We start from the raw sequence: 17,710 nt of genomic DNA, 5'->3' as shown, positions 1-17,710 counted from the left end.
GGATACCGTAAGAATTCTTTCCCACTTCAACGTATGCTATAATTGGAAAATTATTTCACCTTAAATTCACCTAACAATGCTTGAGCTGAAAAATCTTATAGAACGGGGCTATTTTCCTAAAGAACTACCACCTCCATTTAATACTTCTCAATTATCACAAAACATTGATTCCATAATTCAAACTTGGACAACAACCTTGGAGCAACACGGGAATAATAAAAATAAATATGGATCGTCTAAAGCTGTAGACTTTTCTATTTCTAAAGGAAAACTATCGAGACGTTTTTTATATATTCCTAATCCAAAGCACTTTATAGATCTATCTGAGAAAATTGTAGCCCACTGGCAAAAATTTAAGACCGTATTTGATTTGTCAGAATATTCTCGAAGTTTGCCGGAACCAGAGATAAATCCTATTAAACGTTCTGTATCTACACTTAGTAAAAGTGTTTCCGATTTTAAAGATCACAAAATTAGTGCTTCACTAAGTAAGCTAATCGAGATTCGTGTAGATATTTCTAAATTTTATCCTACAATCTACACACATTCAATAGCATGGGCTTTTCTAGGGAAAGAAGAAGCAAAGTCTTATTATAATAAAAAGAATAAAGATTTGAAGGCTCTCATAAAGGCTAAAGATAAAAACGCAGAACTGTATAAGTTCGCGGACGATATTGATATTTCTGTTAGAAGTTGCCAAGATCGCCAGTCAATTGGGATACCCATAGGACCAGATACTTCACACATTATTTCAGAGCTTATTGCTTGCAGAATTGACAGTATTTTACAAGATGAGTTTAGTAACATTAAACTTAAAGGCTGTCGTTACTATGATGATTATTATTTATATGTCTCAACCAGAGATGAAGCAGATAGAGTTTTAAAAGGATTACAAAGGATTTTAAACGATTTTCAGCTAGAGATAAATGAAAGCAAGCTTAGAATCAAAGAGTTTCCATTTGCATTTGAGGACAAATTTACTCTGATTTTTAATCAATTCCATTTCAAGGAAACAAGCTTGAGTAACAGTATTAAGCACTACTTTAGTTTGGTATGGGGACTCATTGATGAAAACAGTCAACGCTCAGATTGGATTTTTAAATATGCACTAAAAATATTTGAATTTAGAACTGTAACAATCACGAAGAAAAGCTGGAAAATTTTTGAAGATTTGTTATTAAAGTCAGCATTAATTGAACCTGCAATTTTGGACATAGTAACTAGAATCTTATTGACATATAAAAGCTATCTTGATAATGATTCCAAAACGAAATTATATGAGTTGATTGAACTCATTATAGAAAATCATAGTCCAGTAAGACACAATTTTGAAGTAGCTTGGGCACTTTGGCTAGCCAAAACATTTGAAATTAAAATTAAAAAATCTTTAGTAGACAGTGTTATTCAGATGAAAGATTCCATTTCTTTGCTGATACTGCTTGATATACTTAAGAATACAGCTTTGATTGACGACTATCCTGACTATCCTACTGCTTTTTCTGATATAGAAAAAGATATAACAGAAGATTCTTTCTTTTCTCAACGTTGGTTGTTAGCATACGAAGGACTTAAAAAGGGATGGATTTCGTCGAGTACTCCAGATTTAATTGATAATAATCACTTCTTTAAAATACTTAAAGATTTAGATATAGAGTTTTATGATTCAACAAAACAATTGGAAATATACCTTTCTAAAGATAAAAATGAATTAGAATTAGATGTGAGTCCAGACTACACAGCATCTTCTAATTCCGTTGAAAATACTGATTTAAGTACTTCGGATGTAGGTTCTCTAATTCCATCAAACTTATAAATATGAGAAGTTGTAAAGGAAGATACTGTTGCAATCTGAATTTGGAACTTCCGAATATCATGAGTTGTTAATGCCATGTTTCTAGTACTGCTAGTGCGATCGCCGATCTGTAGGTTGGGTTGATGAAGGGAAACCCAACATTTCTGTACAAACAATATCTCCTCTCCAAAACGAATTAATTAATACCATTTTCATTTAATTTGTTGGGTTGCTTTCCTTAACCCAACCTACTGAATTTTTGGGAAGTTTGAGTGCGATCGCGGTTTTGTAAATGATAAAGAGCGATCGCCTAAAAATCACGACTCACAGGAATAGTGATCGCCTTTAGAAGATAGATTGTTAATGCGATCTCACTTCATCGGAGAAAGTGATCGCAGTAACTTGACAGTTAGCCAAAAACACAGTTATAATGCCCCTAAAAGATCGGCGATCGCACTTGAGTCGGCACGCAGTAACCTAAAATGAGTTTATCATTTCCCATAGTTGGGTTAAGGAACGCAACCCAACCTACAAGATCGGCGATCGCACTAATTTCAACACCAGATTTCTGACGCTGACTAGAGTTTTATTCTAATCATTTTCGTCAATTTCTGTTGTCTCTAGTAGTTTAGTTTTTTTTCTTCCATGAGTTCTAGATTATCAGATTTAGACCCTCTGAACGATTACTTCATTTTTAACTTGAAAAAATGCTTCCAAGATTCTCGTCATACAAGATAAATCCTAAACACAGAGCATCTAGGCCTTCACAAACTGCTAGTGTTTGGAAAGTTCCGGAATGGAATGAGGTTCAGTTATTCGGTATAGCCAGTACTAAAGATTGGTATAAGGATGGAATATTATGGGCTGTAATGAAAAAAGACTCAAAAATATCAAAGATTGGGGAAGATTTAGAAAATGATCTTTGTATAGCTAAGTATCGGTGTGATTCTAATTCAGATTGGCATGGATATCCTGTACATCCTAAAGATGATGATATTCCCCCTGATTTAGTCCTTGAATTGTGGCGTAAAGAGAATTTAATTGATAAAAGAGATAAGCGTAGAATTCAACAAGGAAAGTTTTCTATATGAACCATAAATATATTTCTATCAAAATTGAAGGCGACTTTATTGATTCATTTATCTACTCTGGAATACTGTTTTTAGTTAGTGCAAATTCACAAATATCAATCTATAACTGGGAGGGTCTGCTGTCTAATATTTCAGACAGGCGGCCTTTATATAATTTCTTGAAAGATTGCCGCAAAGGTTTAAATTTAGTCGAGGGTGAGTATCAGGAAATATACATTGAAGAAGAACAGCTTAAAGAACATAAATTGGGAGAAACGCTACGACTGAAGGTTTGGTCAACTGACATTAATGTATACAGTAACCGTCTTTACATTGCTGATGAGAATGGTGTTGATAGAGTGAATCTTGATTTTGGTTCTAAGAGACTTGCTCAGGATACACGACTTCAACTGTGGGATAAATATGCTTATAAAATATCTCCAAATGATAATTCTAGGATTGCTATTGCCGCAGGTTCCAACGGTATAATTACTGCCTTTCCACGCAATACAAAAATTATAGGAGGCGAAGACATTAAGACTATTGAGATTAATTCATATGACTGTGAATGGATTGGGAAAAATCTGATTACTAACTCTAAAGATGGAGCTTACATATCAGTTTTTGCCGAACTCCCAAAAAAACCTCGAGAAGGTAAGATACCTGATAGCTTCTATCCCAATCTAAATAGACTAAAAAGACAAACTCCTGAAACTATAAAAATTGATAATGACAGCCAAGCCTCTATTATTTATTCTTGGATGGCAGGGAGAAAACTATTCTCACTTTTAAACAATGGTGAAGTAATAAGAAGTGAAGTAATAGGAAAATATATTAATGTATTACAAGATATAAAAACTAATAATACTATGCCTCTCAAGTTGCCAATTTCCTCTCGTGTTTTAGTTAGATCTGGTTTGTTTGGTGCAGTAATCGAAATTGGAGATAATTTATTCTCTTTGACAGAAAGTGGATTTGATCCGATATCACATCGACCAGTGAGTTGGCGTGTGTTTCCCAGAGCAAAAAACTATCTAAATCATTTACATATTGTCGAAAATGATCATCTTGCAATCTGTGCATATTTTGTAAGTAGTGAAGATGATTCAGATAATTATGGTATTAGTTTTAATGAGGTTTCACAGGAATAGCGATCGCCTTTATGAAGATAGATTGTTGATACGATCGCCTAAAAATCACGACTCACATTAATAGCGATCGCAAAGACAAATGATTGTTAAGCGATCGCCTTAGTAATTATTAGCCTTTGCTCTCTTTCTGTGGATATTTCTTGTTTTACATCCTGAATAAGTTCCATAATTTTGTCGGTCGAGTCATAGCCAGATTTGGTAAAAAGTTGATGCGACATCGTTGCAAATCCTTCGTTTGATAGCTGTTCTCGGCGATCGCTAATCCCTATCAAATATTGAAACATTGCTAAACTTAACAGCACTGCTTTTGGTTGCCCTTCTTGGATTAAGGCGATCGCTTCTCGCTTAGAGTTGGCTTGTTGGATTAGCTGGGAAAGCTCTTTGTTGTCGCGTACATTTGCTTCTAGCATAGAGTTTGCTGTTTTGAAGTCAGTTATAATTTTATTCTATAGTTACGCGATCGCCTAAAAATCACGACTCGCAGGAAGTGCGATCGCAATACATTACTCTCCTACGATCGCCGATCTTGTAGAGTGCGTTAACGAAGTGTAACGCACCTTATTTTTATTTTAACGAAAGCAATCTATTTGGAGCAGATTCTGGTTAGTTATAATGAGAAATAAGGCAACGATAGAGGAAAATCCAAATTATGGTAGTCCGTCAACCCCGCTATAGCAAAGAAGAATTCGCCCAACGTGGCGATCTAATTTACCAAACGCAAATACGCTCACAAGTCGAAGCAGGTAATCACGGGAAGATTGTGGCGATCGACCTCGAAACTGGAGACTTTGAAATTGATGCGCGTGAAATAGCTGCTTGCACTAAGCTCGAAGCCCGTCATCCAAATGCTCAAATCTGGATTGTGCGAGTTGGTTCTCGCCACGTTCGACGATTTGGTGGACGAATAAAGAGAACTGTATGATATCAGGAATTGTTAACGCAGATTTTGAAAAGCAGTCTAATTTCGCAATACTAAAAAGCGATCGCCTAAAAATCACGACTCGCAGGAAGTGCGATCGCATGATGATTCACGTTTATTTGGAAAAAGCTAAAAATCTCCGTCCCAATTGAAATTTAGCGCAATTAGTTTAAGGCACAAACCTACCTTTTGCCTTCATTCACAATTCTTCTTGTAAGCCAAAAAAAGATTTAATTGCCGCGATCGCCTTTTTAATATCCGCGATCGATATTTTTAATAGGGCGAACATTCCCAATCCAATAAATAAAAACCCAATCCAAAAATTACTTTCGTATAAATATAGCCCGACAAGAACGGTAAAATAAGGAGAGATAATACGACTGATCTTTTCAAAGTCAGCAACGCGATCGGACTTTACAGATTCAGATTTTACAAGTTCAGAGGCTTGACTGGGAACAATTGTAGTCTCCAGTGTTGGTGTTTGGGATGGCGTAAATTCTTCTGGCATTGTTATTTCCCTGAGAATCGGATATTTTTATTCTTAAGAATACATTGTCAATGGGACTTTGGACAGGAAGGAAATAACTGCGTTGACGGTCTGGAAAAGGAGCGACAATAAGTTTAACGCGAGGCTTGCGAAGAGTTTTGACAAGGGCTAAATCCTGCCGCAAAATAAAGAACAGGGGTGTTACCGACCTGCTCTCAATACTTGTTCAGCCGTCACGTTCAGATTGGGAAAAGTAATAGAAGCGATCGCGCGATCGCCTCGGAGTAATTGAATGTCATACTCTCCATCCACCAGAGTACAGATAGAAAGGGTGGGCTGCTTTGGCTTCCCAATGTGCCGGATTCCCCCTAACCCCGCATAGTCTACAATCCAATATTCGGGAATGCCTACCGTTGCATAGTCTTCAACCTTACGGGCATAATCATTTTGCCAATTACCGCTAACGACTTCTGCAACAAATTTAATCGAATCACCCCGCGTCAGAATCGATCGCTCTGGCCAAAGTGGCTCTCCGATAAGTTCCGCGCGATCGACGACTGCGACATCAGGCCGAAATGCCGTTATCCCAGCATCAGAAGGGCGAAATAGTCCTCGTTGAAGAACGAACCAAGGTAAACCTGCTCTGTCAATCTGAACGCAGGCTTTTGTCGTAATAAAAGCAGCAACTTCCTCATGTCGGCCGGTTGGTTCCAAGTCAAAAACCTCTCCATCAATCAGTTCATAGCGGTTATCGCCACCGTGACGAGCAAGGAACTCACTAAAGTTCAGCAGCCTCTGTTGTATGGGTTGGTCAATTGCAAGGGTCATAGGCTTCGGGCGAGATCGATGCTTTTAGTTTACCAAATGCGATCGCGATATTTATCTTAAAAACAGCGATCGCGTCCCCAATTTTGATGTCCTCTCCCTTCCCGGCATTGAACCTGAGAACCTACCCAATCTAATTGCCAATGACTCTCATTATATTGAAACTCTAAACGGTAGCGACGACCCCGCAGAGAATCATCAGCTAAACCCACGATGGCGATCGTAACAATAGCAAGTTCCCAAGTTGGGTATTCAATAGAAATAGCTTCAGATTTTCTCCCTTCTGATTCTCTCGTATTTTCCTCAAATAAGGCAAGGGCAACCTGGCGAGGATGAGGACTATCGAATAGCTGTCGGGAAGAGAGAAACTCCTGGGGATCGAGAGAATTGTATTGACCGCGATCGCTTTCCTGCGCCAACAGACTACAGCCAAGAGAAGTCAACAGAAAACCCGCAATAATGAATCGTTTGAACATAATCATAAAACAAGAAACTAGCCAAATTTTAACGCTTTTCCTCGCACTTCTGTATTGATGGTTCCTCGATCGAAAGCGACTTGTCCGCCCACAATGGTATATCGCGCCCACCCGGTTAAATTCCAGCCTTCAAAGGGATTCCAGCCACATTTAGAAACAACTTCCTCCCGCAATACGGGATGATAATTTTCTAAATCTACTAAAACTAAATCCGCATCATAGCCTTCTTTGATTTTGCCCTTATTGGGGATTTGATAAGCCTCTGCTGGCTTTGCAGACATCCAATTCGCGATTTGTGCATAACTGCATTTACCTTCCTTCGCTTGCGTCAACATTACAGCTAAAGATGTTTCTACCCCTGGCATTCCTGAAGGAGAATTGGGATAGCCTTTCGCTTTTTCTTCTAAAGTATGAGGGGCGTGATCCGTAGCGATAAAATCAATAACGCCATCCTTTAATGCTTGCCATAAAATCTTATTATCTTTAGCAGTTCGTAAAGGAGGATTCATCTGTGCTAAGGTACCGATCTTTTCGTAAGCAGTTTCATTTAAAAGCAAATGTTGGGGGGTGACTTCTGTTGTTACCCAAGCGGGTTTATCTTGGCGCAATAATTCCGCTTCATCTCCTGTTGAAAGGTGAAGGATATGGAGACGACGTTGATATTTTTTGGACAGTTTGAGGGCGAGTTGGGTGGCATTGAGGGCAGCTTTTCGATCCTGTATGGTGGAGTGAATGACCGGATCGGTAATGCCTTGAAATTGTTGGCGGCGATCGCGAATTCTCTGCTGATCTTCTGCATGAACGGCAATTAAGCGCGTTCCTTCTGCAAAAATGGGTTCAATCTCTGCTTCTGTGCTGACCAATAAAGCCCCATGTGCCGATCCCATAAAGATTTTAATCCCGCAAGATGGGTTTGCTTCTCGCAGATCCGGTAAATTTTCCGCCGTCGCCCCCATAAAAAAGCCATAATTGACCAAACACTTCTGAGATGCCAGCTTTAACTTATCGTCGAGTATTGCCTGAGTGGTGGTTAAAGGGCGCGTATTGGGCATTTCTAGGAAGGAAGTCACCCCACCCCGAGCACACGCACAAGTCGCCGTAAATAAGTCTTCCTTGTACTCCAAACCCGGTTCGCGAAAATGGACTTGCGGATCGACGACTCCTGGAAACATTGTCAACCCTTGCGCGTCAAGGACATCATCTCCAGCTTCCGGCGCGATCGCCTCAGCAATACGAGCAATTTTACCTTGGCGTATTTGTACGTCCCCAAGCAAAGAATCGCCGTCTGGGAGGATAATCTGGGCATGGCGAATGAGGCGATCGGTGTCGGAAAACATGGCAAAGTTAAAATTAAACAATGTACAGGCTATGATAGGTAAATTAGCCTCTAAAAATTTTTCTGATCCCGAAACTCGTAATTTTTTGTTGTAATTCTGTGATTATTGATTAGCTTATGTCCAGCTTACGAAGTACTTCCGTCGAAGCACTTAAAACTATCGCCCTGAGTGCAGTGCTGGCGATCGGCATTCGTCAATTTGTTGCTGAAGCGCGTTACATTCCTTCAGAGTCGATGTTACCTACCCTCGAAATCAACGATCGCCTGATGATCGAAAAAATGAGCTATCGGTTTCGCAAGCCCATGCGTGGCGATATTATTGTCTTTAATCCCACAGATGCCCTCGAACGTCAAAACTTTCACGATGCTTTTATTAAGCGGGTAGTGGGTTTGCCGGGGGAAACTGTTGAGTTAAAAGATAAAAAAGTTTACATTAATGGCAAATCTTTAGATGAAGATTATATTGCTCGCAAGGACTCGACTGAGGTTAATATCTGTCGTTTCCAACCGGATAAACCTTATTTATCAGAACCCGTTACTGTTCCGGAAGGGTCTTATTTAGTCTTGGGAGATAATCGCAGTAATAGTTATGATAGCCGTTGTTGGGGTATCGTTCCTTACGAAAAGATTATCGGTCGTGCTGCGGTACGTTTTTGGCCGATCGCCCGTATGGGAGGGGTTGAAAAAGACGAATAATTGTTTTTAGTGAGGGATAAATTAAGTGTTAAATTGCTTTGATATTGCCAATTATTTTATCTGGCTGGCCAATGAAACAGGCTCTTTTCTCAGTAATTTGAAGCTCCAGAAGTTAGTGTATTATGCTCAAGCATGGCATTTAGCTTTATTTGAAAAGCCTTTATTTGAGGACGATTTTGAAGCATGGATTCACGGTCCAGCTATTCCCAAACTATATCAAAAATATAAAAAGTTTGGCTGGCACCCTATTGATGAAGAAGTGAAACCAGAATTATCTCCAGATATTGTAAGTTTTCTGGAGGAGGTAGCAAACGAATATTTTGCTTGTGATACTTATGAGTTGGAAAAAATGACTCATATTGAAGCACCTTGGCAACAAGCAAGAGGAAATTTGCTGGCAGACGAACCTTCTCATGCTATTATTGAAAAAGCATGGATCGAGGAGTATTACGCTGCGCGTGTCCAAACCCAAGAAAAAGAAAAGAATTCAGAAGTCGCAGCCGTTTGACAAGACATTTAGAACCGAAATAGAGCCGCCACGAGGTCTCAGTTTCTCTTTTAAATATTGGCAGGTAGATAACTCGAAGTTTGCTGTACAAAATCAAGACTCTACCTACTTTGTGACTCTTTTAGAAAGATTGAAAGATTTTTCAAGTTGGACTGTACAAGAATTATTGCGCGATCGCAGTCCATCAATTCGCTGTCATCCCATAGAATGGAGTGAAACTAGCGAGAATTGTTTTAATATTCCTAATGAAGAACAATTGGTAGATACTCCCTATCAACTGTCGCTTTCTGCAAATGAATATGGTAGGATGCACGGTTTTTTCCTAGGAGATATTTTTTATATTGTCTGGCTCGATCCAGAACATTTATTGTACAGTTAAAGTACATCGATATTTACCATTAGCTGCGATCGCATCAATCAATTCTACTCTGCCAATTTTACACCCCCCAAGCGATTGACCTTAAGAATCTGAGACTCTCCAGGATCGAAGGTACTCCAAAAATCGGGATCGAGTTCGAGAGTATAACTTTCTCCCTTTTCTCCTGTAAAATACACTTTATAATCCTGCGATCGCCCTCCTTCCCGTTCCTTCGCGTTTAAAACAAAATCCGGCCAATAAGTTTGTTTTGTTACCCCTGAAGCAACCTCGACGCGATCGCGCAACCAGCGATCGATTTCGTAAGTATATTTCGTTTCATAAATCGGTTCATCTCGATAAATAGGATCGTCATAAGTTTCCGTTTTTGTCCTTGTTTCATAAACATCTCGCGTACAAGTTTTAGTCTCAAAATAACCATTTCCCAAATCTCGCGTTCCGCAATTATAACTCTCCGTTCCCGTCTTAACTTGCTCGGAAACTTGACGGGTTTTTGTTTCATAATGGTCGAGAACTTGTTTATAGCGGCGAATCTCTTCTCGCTGACTTAAAAGGCGACCACCAGCAGGAATAGACCAGTCTGATTCTGTCACCGTTGTTAGTTTTTCAATCGTTACTTTTCGTTCCCAACTTAATCCCGAAACTGTTGCTTCAACTGTAATGGGTCGAAAGAGAAAGATAGCCAAACCCACAACCACCGAAGCAGCGATCGCAATGATTCCCAGCCACCATTTATAACCTCTTCCTTTGCCTTTTTTCGTACTCATGCTGGAACGAACTACAGCAGTAGGAATTGAAGAAGAAGGCATTCTCTTTTGGCGAGGAAGAGTTTGCGCTTTAGGACTGCGAGGAATATTTGCTGTACTGTATTCCTTGACCGCTTGTGTTATCTCACTTTTTGGCGCACTGCACTCTACGCAATTCTCCTCCTTCACCCGGTTACTCGCACCGCAGTACTCGCAGATCCAATCTGCACCCGCTTTGGCGATCGCCAATTGTTCTGTATTGGTGACATTGGGCGCATTTTGGGGAAGGTAAAAGCGAACCCCTTCGGGACGAGGTGCGCCGCAATTGTCGCACTCTCGATAGCGTCCTAAAATCCCTTTCGTTTGACAAGTCGGACAGTCCCAAAGCCCTTCTTTAATCGCCATAATCAATCATTGATTGTAATGGCGATCGCGCCGCCATAATCCCATCCTAATCGATCCCGCGCATTGCCTCCATTGACAGCAATTTCTACCCAGCCATGACTGCCAATGAGGGCAACTAATTCACCTACAGGGCGATCGCTATACGCGCGACCCGAGGGAATTTTTTCCCCCTGCCATTTTACCCCCCAAGATTTTCCTGCAACCGATGCGGCGGGAATATTGCTGACTAAATTACCAAAGCGATCGATATATTGGACGCAACCGCAAATCTCTGTAGGGGTAGTTTTTAGGGGAGGAAATTGCCAACGAATTAAACTGCGGGGATCGATCGCCGTACCCACCTTGGCTAAGGGTACGCCATTGGCCAAATGCGCCCCCACTGGGGCAAAAATATCCCGTCCGTGAAACGTCGCACTTGGGGATCCGGTGCGCCAATAATCGGGGCGATCGAGGTGAACGGCGGCGATCGCCTCGGGATGCTGTAGAATGCCGCTCAATAGCCCATTATCCGGGGCAACAAAGCATCGATCTTCAATTTCTATTGCTATCCCTCGGCGATCGCTACCCACCCCTGGATCGACCACTGCAACGCAAACGGTTTTTGGCGGCAGATAAGCATAAGCATTCAACAAGCAAAAGCGCCCTGCCGCAATGTTTTGAGGGGGAATTTGGTGGGTGAGATCGATAACCGTTAATTGGGGATTAATTTGCGCGATCGCGGCTTTCATCACCCCAACATAAACATCCTGTAAACCAAAGTCACTGAGTAGCGCAATGATTCCCCCCGTTTTTGCTTGCCTATCCTCCATAAACCGAAATAGCAAATCGTAAATTTTTTGTAACAATCGATACTTTTTTCCGAGAAGTTACGATACCATAACAATATAGGTAATCAAGCAATCGGAGCAGACCCATGATGAACAATAATCGTAAAGAAATCTTAAAAAACGCCGCCGCTAACCATCGCGATAACTTACGGAAGAGTTTGCAACACCGCATGGAAGCAGCTCGGGCTACAGGAGATGACCAATTATTAAAGAATTTGGAAGCCGAAGCCGCTTATTTAAAAATGAATTAACATTTCCTCAATTCATTTTGTACTCCCAGAGGTTTTTTCCAGCAAGAGAAGCAAAAAAGAAGCAAGATCGATGGTCGATCTTGCTTCTTTTGCCATTCGTTGATTCTACCCCACAGAATTGAGCCGAATTTGCCTGGCGCGATCGCCAGAGAATTCGAGATAAATTTCTAAATAGGTGGGGGGTTTATAGGGTAAGCGTTGCGGCCATTCAATGGCGGTAATCCCTGGAGTGACTTCGATTCCTTCCCAATAAATTTCTGGGGTAATGCCCAGCACATCTTCTGGTTCTAAACGATACAAATCTAAATGATAAAGGGGTAAACGTCCCTCTAAATATTCATTAATTAACGTAAAAGTCGGGCTGACAATGGGATCGCGAATTCCTAACCCTTCTCCTAATCCTTGCACCAGGGTTGTTTTACCTGCTCCCAAATCCCCAAACAGAAGAATTGTCGTATTGACGGGTAGCGATCGCCCCAATTCTCGCCCTAATTCTAAAGTTTCCTCTGCATTCTCTAATTGTGCCTTCTCAATCATGATTATTGAAACTTAAACCCATGAGTCTTTTCGTACCAGCGCAATAAAACTTTAGCAAGACGTTGATGATTGTGACGCACATATCCCGTCTCGCGATCTTCGTCCATAATATTAGCAGGAACAATCCGTCGTCCTAATTGAGTCACCGCTTCGCGATCGAGGAAAACCGGATGGGAATTATCTTGAGCATAACGGATCAGAGATTGGGCTGAAGGAGAACTCCCTTGGACGATAACAGCATCAAATAAACGGCGATCGCAAACACGGTCGATCGCCCGAATGTGATCCGACACGGTATAGCCGTCGGTTTCCCCAGGTTGAGTCATAATATTGCAAACATAAATGCGAGGGACCTTCTTTTTGGCGATCGCGTCGCGGATGTCAGGAACAAGCAAATTAGGGATAACACTGGTGTAAAGACTCCCCGGCCCCATAATAATAAAATCCGCCTCTTTAATGGCTTTAATAACCGCAGGGAGGGCGGGAGGGTTAGCCGGGAGACAACCCAACCTCACGATTTTTCCTTCAGCTTTGGGAATATTGGATTCCCCTTCAATGCGCCGTCCATCCTCCAATTCTGCCCATAGGCGCACATCGGCGAGGGTCGCGGGCAGTACACTCCCCTTAACGGCTAAAACCTTGGAACTAGCGGCGATCGCCGTCTCCAAGTCCCCGGTGATTTCACTCATAGCCGTCAGGAAGAGATTGCCAAAACTATGCCCAGATAAGCCATCCCCCGCATTAAAACGATATTGAAACAACTCCGTCAGCAATTTTTCTTCGGCTGCGAGGGCTGCGACACAGTTGCGAATATCCCCAGGAGGAAGCACGCCAATTTCTCGGCGCAATCGTCCCGAGGAGCCGCCATCGTCCGCAACGGTGACAATAGCGGTAATATTAGCACTATACTCCTTTAATCCCCTCAACAGGGTAGAAAGCCCCGTTCCACCGCCAATGGCAACGATTTTCGGTCCCCGGTTCAAGCGGCGATGGGCGGTGAGGACATCGATCAACTCTTCATCACTTTCCGGTTTGAGGACTCCGGCGATGGACCCAAAACTGCGGCTTTGTCCCCAAAAAACAAGGAAAAGCCCCAAGGCGATCGCCAGGGGTCCAGAAATATAACTGGGAAGAATGCGGGCGATCGTCTCTAAAATATCCGAAGCAAATCCCATTAAACGGTAAATGGGGGTCAGTCCCACCCAAATGGCCAGCCCCAAAACAGCACAGAGAATTCCTGTTGTACTGATCAACAACCAACGTTTGATCAGCAAACCGGGAGCCAGCCATTTAAACCAGTGATTCATGCGCTTGGGAGTCCTTCGACCGACCGTCGCAAAACTCGATTTTTCCATTTTTAGGGAGCGTAGGGCTTGTTCTATTAGACCAACCATAACGATAATTTTGTTATTGGTTATTTTAAGGGGTGATTTATTGAGTCGCGTCGATCGCGGCTATTTTACCAACTCCGACCCGCGATCGCAGGGAATTCAAGAATCAAAGATAATGGTAGGAGAAAAAGAAAAAAAGGGGCAAACTTTGGACGCAAAACCAATACGAATTTTAGGGATCGATCCCGGTTTGGCGAGGTTAGGATTTGGGGCGATCGCTTGTCCTGCGGGGATAAAGGAGGCCACCGTAGAGTTACTGGATTTTGGCATTATCGAAACCCAAGCAAAAACACCCTTTGGAGAACGACTCTGTACGATCTACGATGACTTACAGGAGTTGATCCGGGAAGTTCAACCGGATTTGGTGTCTATTGAAAAATTATTCTTTTATCGCATGGGCAATACCATTGCGGTAGCGCAAGCGAGGGGAGTGGTAATGTTAGTATTGGCTCAAGCTGAGTTACCTTATGTGGAATTTACGCCAGGTCAGGTGAAACAGTCTTTAACTGGATATGGCAATGCCGACAAACAGGAAATCAAGGAAGCCGTAGCGCGGGAGTTGAACTTGGAGTCTTTACCCCAACCCGACGATGCAGCAGATGCGATCGCCGTAGCGCTGACCGCTTGGTTTCATGGCGATTGATGTATTGAAAACCCATTCCTGCTATCATTTTGGTTGACTTGCACCCCCACCCATTCAACAAAGAAATATGGCTGACAATACTGGAGATATCGAAAGATTACTCGAAACGAAGAAATGCCAAGGCGGAGACTTGAGTCACGCCAATTTGAGCAATTTTGACCTCAGTGGCGCTGACCTCAGTGGTGCTAATTTGTACTGTGCGAATCTTAGCGGTGCTAACCTCAGTGGCGCTAACCTCAGTGGTGCCGATCTGAGTTATGCCAATTTTGTTAATGCCGACCTGACCCGAGCCAATATTAGGGGCGCGGATGCCAAAGGCATTAACTTATTTGATGCTAATCTCAACGGGACGATTTTAAGTGCTTCTGATTTGACTTTTGCTACTTTAGTTAATGCTACTTTGAGCGAGGCAAATCTAAGCGCAGCCAAACTGGTTGGCGCAAATCTGATTGGAGCAAAATTTAATAGTGCTAATTTGAGCAGTGCCGATCTGGGCGGAGCGAACTTAAGTACGGCGAATCTGATCTCGGCTAAACTCTTGAGTGCCGATCTTAGTGAAGCCAAGTTGGTGCGTGCGGATCTCAGCGATGCCAATTTAATCGGAGCGAATCTAACGGATGCTAATCTTTCTAATGCTAATTTGCTCAATACCAATTTGACCAGCGCGTTGTTAGTGGGGGCTTATTTAATTGGTGCGAATTTAATTGGTACGCAATTAGATAATGCTAAATTAGATGGCGTTATTGGTTTAACGACTGAAGGTCAATTGGTTGTTAGTTAATTTTTCAGGTGGCATTGCGATCGAGAGAGGTACGATCCTTAAATTAAGGGAACGAGTGAATTCTTTCCTCTCTATATTCGTCAGGATTATTTTGGCGAATTCAAAGCTCTTCCCCTTTTCCTCTTTTTTTCTCCTAAATGTCCGATTTAAGTCTAACTCAAAAAGTTTCTCTCTCTGAAGATGTTCTTCTCCAAGATTTGGCGGGAGAATCTGTTTTGCTCAATCTTGATAGTGAAGAGTATTTTGGCTTGGATGAAGTTGGGACGCGCATGATCTCTATCTTAAATGATGCTCCATCGATTCAAGCCGCTTATCAACTTTTATTAGCAGAATATGAAGTAGATGGGATAGAGTTAGAACAAGATTTATTAGAGTTAATCGAGCAATTAGCCGAACATGGTCTGGTTAAAGTTACTGGGTCGTAAATTGACGACATTAAAACAATTATCTTTCCAGGATCGCTGGCTTTTAATGGGGGCGTTTGTCGGGTTAATTTTCGTGGCGATCGCCTTACCTCGACTGGGATTAAAAATGACCCAAAATATTTTAATTAAATTACCTCAAATCCGTTGCAAGGTTTCTGACTCAGAACGAGAAAAACGGGTTTCTCAAACCGCCGCAATGGTAAAAATTGCGACTCGTTATTGCCAATCTTTTAGTAATTGTTTGAAGCAATCTTTAGTTTTATGGGAATTGCTTTATTTACAAAGAATTGAGAGTGAATTAAGAATTGGGGTAAGACGCGATCGCGGTGAATTTGAGGCTCATGCTTGGGTAGAATATCAAGGAATCGCCTTAAATGAAATTCGGGATGTACGCGAAGATTTTGCTACTTTCGATCGCATAATTTGCTAAGATTGCAAAATACTGCCCGCGATCGCCTTTCCGTTTCTTAACTTAATCATCACCGCCTAATCGAGCAATCTGATTTTGCAGAGGAGAGGTAATTCGTGCCATTAAACGAGAAAAAGGTAGACTTTGAATATAAACTTTACCCGGTCCCGTCATCTTGGCTAAAAATAAGCCTTCTCCCCCAAATAAAAGATTTTTAATTCCCTTCATAAACTGGATATCGTAATCTACCGAAGACGAAAAAGCGACTAAACAACCTGTATCGACTTTTAATACTTCTCCTCGTGCTAAATTTTTCTCAACAATTGCCCCTCCTGCTTGCACAAATGCAAAACCATCGCCTTGTAATCGCTGTAAAATGAATCCTTCCCCGCCAAAAAATCCTGCACCCAAGCGCTTAGTAAAAGCAACCTTAATTTCTGTCCCACTCGCCGCACACAAAAACGCATCTTTTTGGCAGAGAAATTCCCCCCCTAAAGCAGCGAGATTGAGAGGGATAATTTGACCTGGAGAAGTTGCTGCAAAACCAACTTTTGCTCGTTTTTTACCTCCATTTGCAAAGGTTGTAATGAAAAAACTCTCCCCAGTTACCATGCGTTTAAAACCTGAAAATAAACCCCCTCCCATTCCCGTTTGCATCTCAATGTCTTCTTCCATATAAGTCATAGTTCCGACTTCTGCTTGTACGCCTTCACCAGGATCGAGTTCGATTTCAACTAATTGTAAATCTGCACCGTAAATTTTGTAATCGATCGCGTCTGCCATTTTGACCTCCAATAAATAATTTATGAATCGAGAATAAAAATGAATCTTCAAGGGTTTATTAAGACTGTAATTCGTCCAATCTTGCCAAAACCTCTGTACTGTGAATGACGGGTTGTACGCCGAGATAAATTTCTCTGAGAATCCCCTCGGGATCGATAAGATAAGTATGACGTAAAGCCATAATTCCTAACCACGAACCGTAAAGTTTACTCACGCTTCCATCGGTATCTGCAAGTAGCGGAAATTTTAATCCTTCTGCATCGCAAAATTCCGCATGAGAATCCACATCATTAACACTAACTCCAATAATTTGCGTATTTCTGGCTCTATATTTGGGCAAATCTTTTTGAAATCTTTGTGCTTCGAGGGTACAACCTGAAGTAAAATCTTGAGGATAGAAATACAGAACAACCCACTGGCCTCGGTAATCTGAGAGAGAAATTTTCCTCGAAATTTCTCCATCTCCTGTATTGGTGGGTAGGGTGAATTCTGGGGCTGGACTATTCAGATCGGGTTGTTTCCCTCCCAAGGCGATCGCATGAGGCAGAAAATTTAACCAAACTAAACTAGCACAAATTCCGGCACAGAAAAGGCGCATTAGCCCTCGACGAGACATAAATTTAACCCCAACACATTTATAAAGTTGTATCTTTTTTAATCATAGTTCATCATAAGATAGACCTCAAAGAACTGCACGTGATTGCAGCTAGGGGGAATTCGCTTGACATACTCTCACCGCTAAACGCTTGAGCGTTCTAGCGGGAGATTCTTGAACTCGCATTCAAGATTTCCTGCTTCACAGATTTTTGACTAGGCAAAGCCCCCGTCAGATCATCTCCACAAGCATTTTCCGATACGCTATGCCCTAGCGCATTT

Annotated in this window: 24 protein-coding genes; 13 read left to right on the top strand and 11 right to left on the bottom strand. The window is 41.7% G+C overall.

Annotated features, from left to right (window positions below; genetic code table 11):
- Nucleotides 1-76: 76 nt before the first annotated feature.
- The 3 genes from VB714_RS21865 (at nt 77) to VB714_RS21855 (ending at nt 4,013) form a co-directional block, all read left to right on the top strand.
- Nucleotides 77-1,813 (top strand): RNA-directed DNA polymerase, encoded by a 1,737-nt coding sequence (locus tag VB714_RS21865; RefSeq protein ID WP_323226805.1) that lies wholly within the window; start codon nt 77-79, stop codon nt 1,811-1,813.
- A 686-nt stretch (nt 1,814-2,499) separates the two neighbouring features.
- A complete protein-coding gene (locus VB714_RS21860; protein ID WP_323226804.1) occupies nt 2,500-2,883 on the top strand; it encodes a hypothetical protein in 384 nt (127 codons plus the stop codon).
- Complete coding sequence (locus tag VB714_RS21855) at nt 2,880-4,013, top strand: hypothetical protein (protein WP_323226803.1); 1,134 nt, start codon at nt 2,880-2,882, stop codon at nt 4,011-4,013. The genes VB714_RS21860 and VB714_RS21855 overlap by 4 nt, the downstream gene beginning before the upstream one ends.
- A gap of 86 nt (nt 4,014-4,099) precedes the next feature.
- Here VB714_RS21855 and VB714_RS21850 read toward each other — a convergent pair whose 3' ends face one another.
- On the bottom strand, nt 4,100-4,423 hold the full coding sequence (locus VB714_RS21850; protein WP_204103565.1) for a hypothetical protein: 324 nt from the start codon (nt 4,421-4,423) through the stop codon (nt 4,100-4,102).
- Nucleotides 4,424-4,662: 239 nt separating this feature from the next.
- Here VB714_RS21850 and VB714_RS21845 point away from each other — a divergent pair, with 239 nt between their 5' ends.
- Both VB714_RS21845 and VB714_RS21840 read left to right on the top strand, forming a co-directional pair.
- Entirely contained in the window at nt 4,663-4,935 is a 273-nt protein-coding gene (locus VB714_RS21845; RefSeq protein ID WP_323226802.1) for a hypothetical protein, read from the top strand.
- Complete coding sequence (locus tag VB714_RS21840) at nt 4,932-5,084, top strand: hypothetical protein (protein ID WP_323226801.1); 153 nt, start codon at nt 4,932-4,934, stop codon at nt 5,082-5,084. Before VB714_RS21845 ends, VB714_RS21840 begins: the two co-directional genes overlap by 4 nt.
- Before the next feature lie 47 nt (nt 5,085-5,131).
- Here the strand turns inward: VB714_RS21840 and VB714_RS21835 are convergent, their stop codons facing one another.
- The 4 genes from VB714_RS21835 to VB714_RS21820 all read right to left on the bottom strand — a co-directional run bounded on the left by VB714_RS21835 (nt 5,132) and on the right by VB714_RS21820 (nt 8,057).
- Nucleotides 5,132-5,440 (bottom strand): hypothetical protein, encoded by a 309-nt coding sequence (locus tag VB714_RS21835; RefSeq protein WP_323226800.1) that lies wholly within the window; start codon nt 5,438-5,440, stop codon nt 5,132-5,134.
- 180 nt (nt 5,441-5,620) lie between these two features.
- Nucleotides 5,621-6,247 carry a Uma2 family endonuclease gene (locus VB714_RS21830; RefSeq protein ID WP_323226799.1) on the bottom strand — a complete coding sequence of 209 codons (627 nt, stop codon included), beginning with the start codon at nt 6,245-6,247 and terminating at the stop codon, nt 5,621-5,623.
- Nucleotides 6,248-6,303: 56 nt separating this feature from the next.
- Nucleotides 6,304-6,720: a hypothetical protein gene (locus tag VB714_RS21825; RefSeq protein ID WP_323226798.1), complete on the bottom strand. Its 417-nt coding sequence runs from the start codon at nt 6,718-6,720 to the stop codon at nt 6,304-6,306.
- A gap of 17 nt (nt 6,721-6,737) precedes the next feature.
- Nucleotides 6,738-8,057: a dihydroorotase gene (locus VB714_RS21820; protein ID WP_323226797.1), complete on the bottom strand. Its 1,320-nt coding sequence runs from the start codon at nt 8,055-8,057 to the stop codon at nt 6,738-6,740.
- 116 nt (nt 8,058-8,173) lie between these two features.
- Between VB714_RS21820 and lepB the strand changes: the two genes are divergently transcribed.
- The 3 genes from lepB to VB714_RS21805 all read left to right on the top strand — a co-directional run bounded on the left by lepB (nt 8,174) and on the right by VB714_RS21805 (nt 9,639).
- Nucleotides 8,174-8,752, top strand: coding sequence for a signal peptidase I (lepB, locus tag VB714_RS21815; RefSeq protein ID WP_323226796.1), 579 nt, complete (start codon nt 8,174-8,176; stop codon nt 8,750-8,752).
- A gap of 25 nt (nt 8,753-8,777) precedes the next feature.
- Nucleotides 8,778-9,260: a Panacea domain-containing protein gene (locus VB714_RS21810; RefSeq protein ID WP_323226795.1), complete on the top strand. Its 483-nt coding sequence runs from the start codon at nt 8,778-8,780 to the stop codon at nt 9,258-9,260.
- A 130-nt stretch (nt 9,261-9,390) separates the two neighbouring features.
- Complete coding sequence (locus VB714_RS21805) at nt 9,391-9,639, top strand: hypothetical protein (RefSeq protein WP_323226794.1); 249 nt, start codon at nt 9,391-9,393, stop codon at nt 9,637-9,639.
- 44 nt (nt 9,640-9,683) lie between these two features.
- On the opposite strand, the gene VB714_RS21800 is transcribed toward VB714_RS21805, so the two are convergent.
- Together VB714_RS21800 and VB714_RS21795 are read right to left on the bottom strand one after the other, a co-directional pair.
- Nucleotides 9,684-10,787, bottom strand: a complete 1,104-nt coding sequence (locus tag VB714_RS21800; protein WP_323226793.1) for a zinc finger protein — start codon at nt 10,785-10,787, stop codon at nt 9,684-9,686.
- Nucleotides 10,788-10,789: 2 nt separating this feature from the next.
- On the bottom strand, nt 10,790-11,596 hold the full coding sequence (locus VB714_RS21795; RefSeq protein ID WP_323226792.1) for an SAM-dependent chlorinase/fluorinase: 807 nt from the start codon (nt 11,594-11,596) through the stop codon (nt 10,790-10,792).
- 104 nt (nt 11,597-11,700) lie between these two features.
- Here VB714_RS21795 and VB714_RS21790 point away from each other — a divergent pair, with 104 nt between their 5' ends.
- Complete coding sequence (locus VB714_RS21790) at nt 11,701-11,865, top strand: hypothetical protein (protein ID WP_204105510.1); 165 nt, start codon at nt 11,701-11,703, stop codon at nt 11,863-11,865.
- Nucleotides 11,866-11,970: 105 nt separating this feature from the next.
- Here VB714_RS21790 and tsaE read toward each other — a convergent pair whose 3' ends face one another.
- Nucleotides 11,971-12,402, bottom strand: coding sequence for a tRNA (adenosine(37)-N6)-threonylcarbamoyltransferase complex ATPase subunit type 1 TsaE (gene tsaE / locus VB714_RS21785; RefSeq protein WP_323226790.1), 432 nt, complete (start codon nt 12,400-12,402; stop codon nt 11,971-11,973).
- A gap of 2 nt (nt 12,403-12,404) precedes the next feature.
- On the bottom strand, nt 12,405-13,796 hold the full coding sequence (locus VB714_RS21780) for a gluconeogenesis factor YvcK family protein (RefSeq protein WP_323226789.1): 1,392 nt from the start codon (nt 13,794-13,796) through the stop codon (nt 12,405-12,407).
- Nucleotides 13,797-13,908: 112 nt separating this feature from the next.
- Here VB714_RS21780 and ruvC point away from each other — a divergent pair, with 112 nt between their 5' ends.
- The 4 genes from ruvC (at nt 13,909) to VB714_RS21760 (ending at nt 16,072) form a co-directional block, all read left to right on the top strand.
- Nucleotides 13,909-14,436: a crossover junction endodeoxyribonuclease RuvC gene (ruvC, locus tag VB714_RS21775; protein ID WP_416309763.1), complete on the top strand. Its 528-nt coding sequence runs from the start codon at nt 13,909-13,911 to the stop codon at nt 14,434-14,436.
- A 67-nt stretch (nt 14,437-14,503) separates the two neighbouring features.
- Complete coding sequence (locus tag VB714_RS21770; protein ID WP_323226787.1) at nt 14,504-15,217, top strand: pentapeptide repeat-containing protein; 714 nt, start codon at nt 14,504-14,506, stop codon at nt 15,215-15,217.
- 137 nt (nt 15,218-15,354) lie between these two features.
- Nucleotides 15,355-15,642, top strand: coding sequence for a PqqD family protein (locus VB714_RS21765; RefSeq protein ID WP_323226786.1), 288 nt, complete (start codon nt 15,355-15,357; stop codon nt 15,640-15,642).
- The gene (locus VB714_RS21760) at nt 15,614-16,072 is read left to right on the top strand and encodes a lasso peptide biosynthesis B2 protein (protein WP_323226785.1); all 459 of its coding nucleotides are present in this window, start codon (nt 15,614-15,616) and stop codon (nt 16,070-16,072) included. The genes VB714_RS21765 and VB714_RS21760 overlap by 29 nt, the downstream gene beginning before the upstream one ends.
- Before the next feature lie 42 nt (nt 16,073-16,114).
- On the opposite strand, the gene VB714_RS21755 is transcribed toward VB714_RS21760, so the two are convergent.
- Nucleotides 16,115-16,834: a TIGR00266 family protein gene (locus VB714_RS21755; protein WP_323226784.1), complete on the bottom strand. Its 720-nt coding sequence runs from the start codon at nt 16,832-16,834 to the stop codon at nt 16,115-16,117.
- 58 nt (nt 16,835-16,892) lie between these two features.
- The gene (locus tag VB714_RS21750; protein WP_323226783.1) at nt 16,893-17,450 is read right to left on the bottom strand and encodes a peroxiredoxin; all 558 of its coding nucleotides are present in this window, start codon (nt 17,448-17,450) and stop codon (nt 16,893-16,895) included.
- Nucleotides 17,451-17,710: the final 260 nt, after the last annotated feature.

Origin of the sequence: Spirulina sp. 06S082 (genome assembly GCF_034932145.1) — a bacterium.
Taxonomy (GTDB): Bacteria; Cyanobacteriota; Cyanobacteriia; order Cyanobacteriales; family Spirulinaceae; genus CCY15215.
This window is presented reverse-complemented; position numbering and strand designations above follow the sequence as displayed.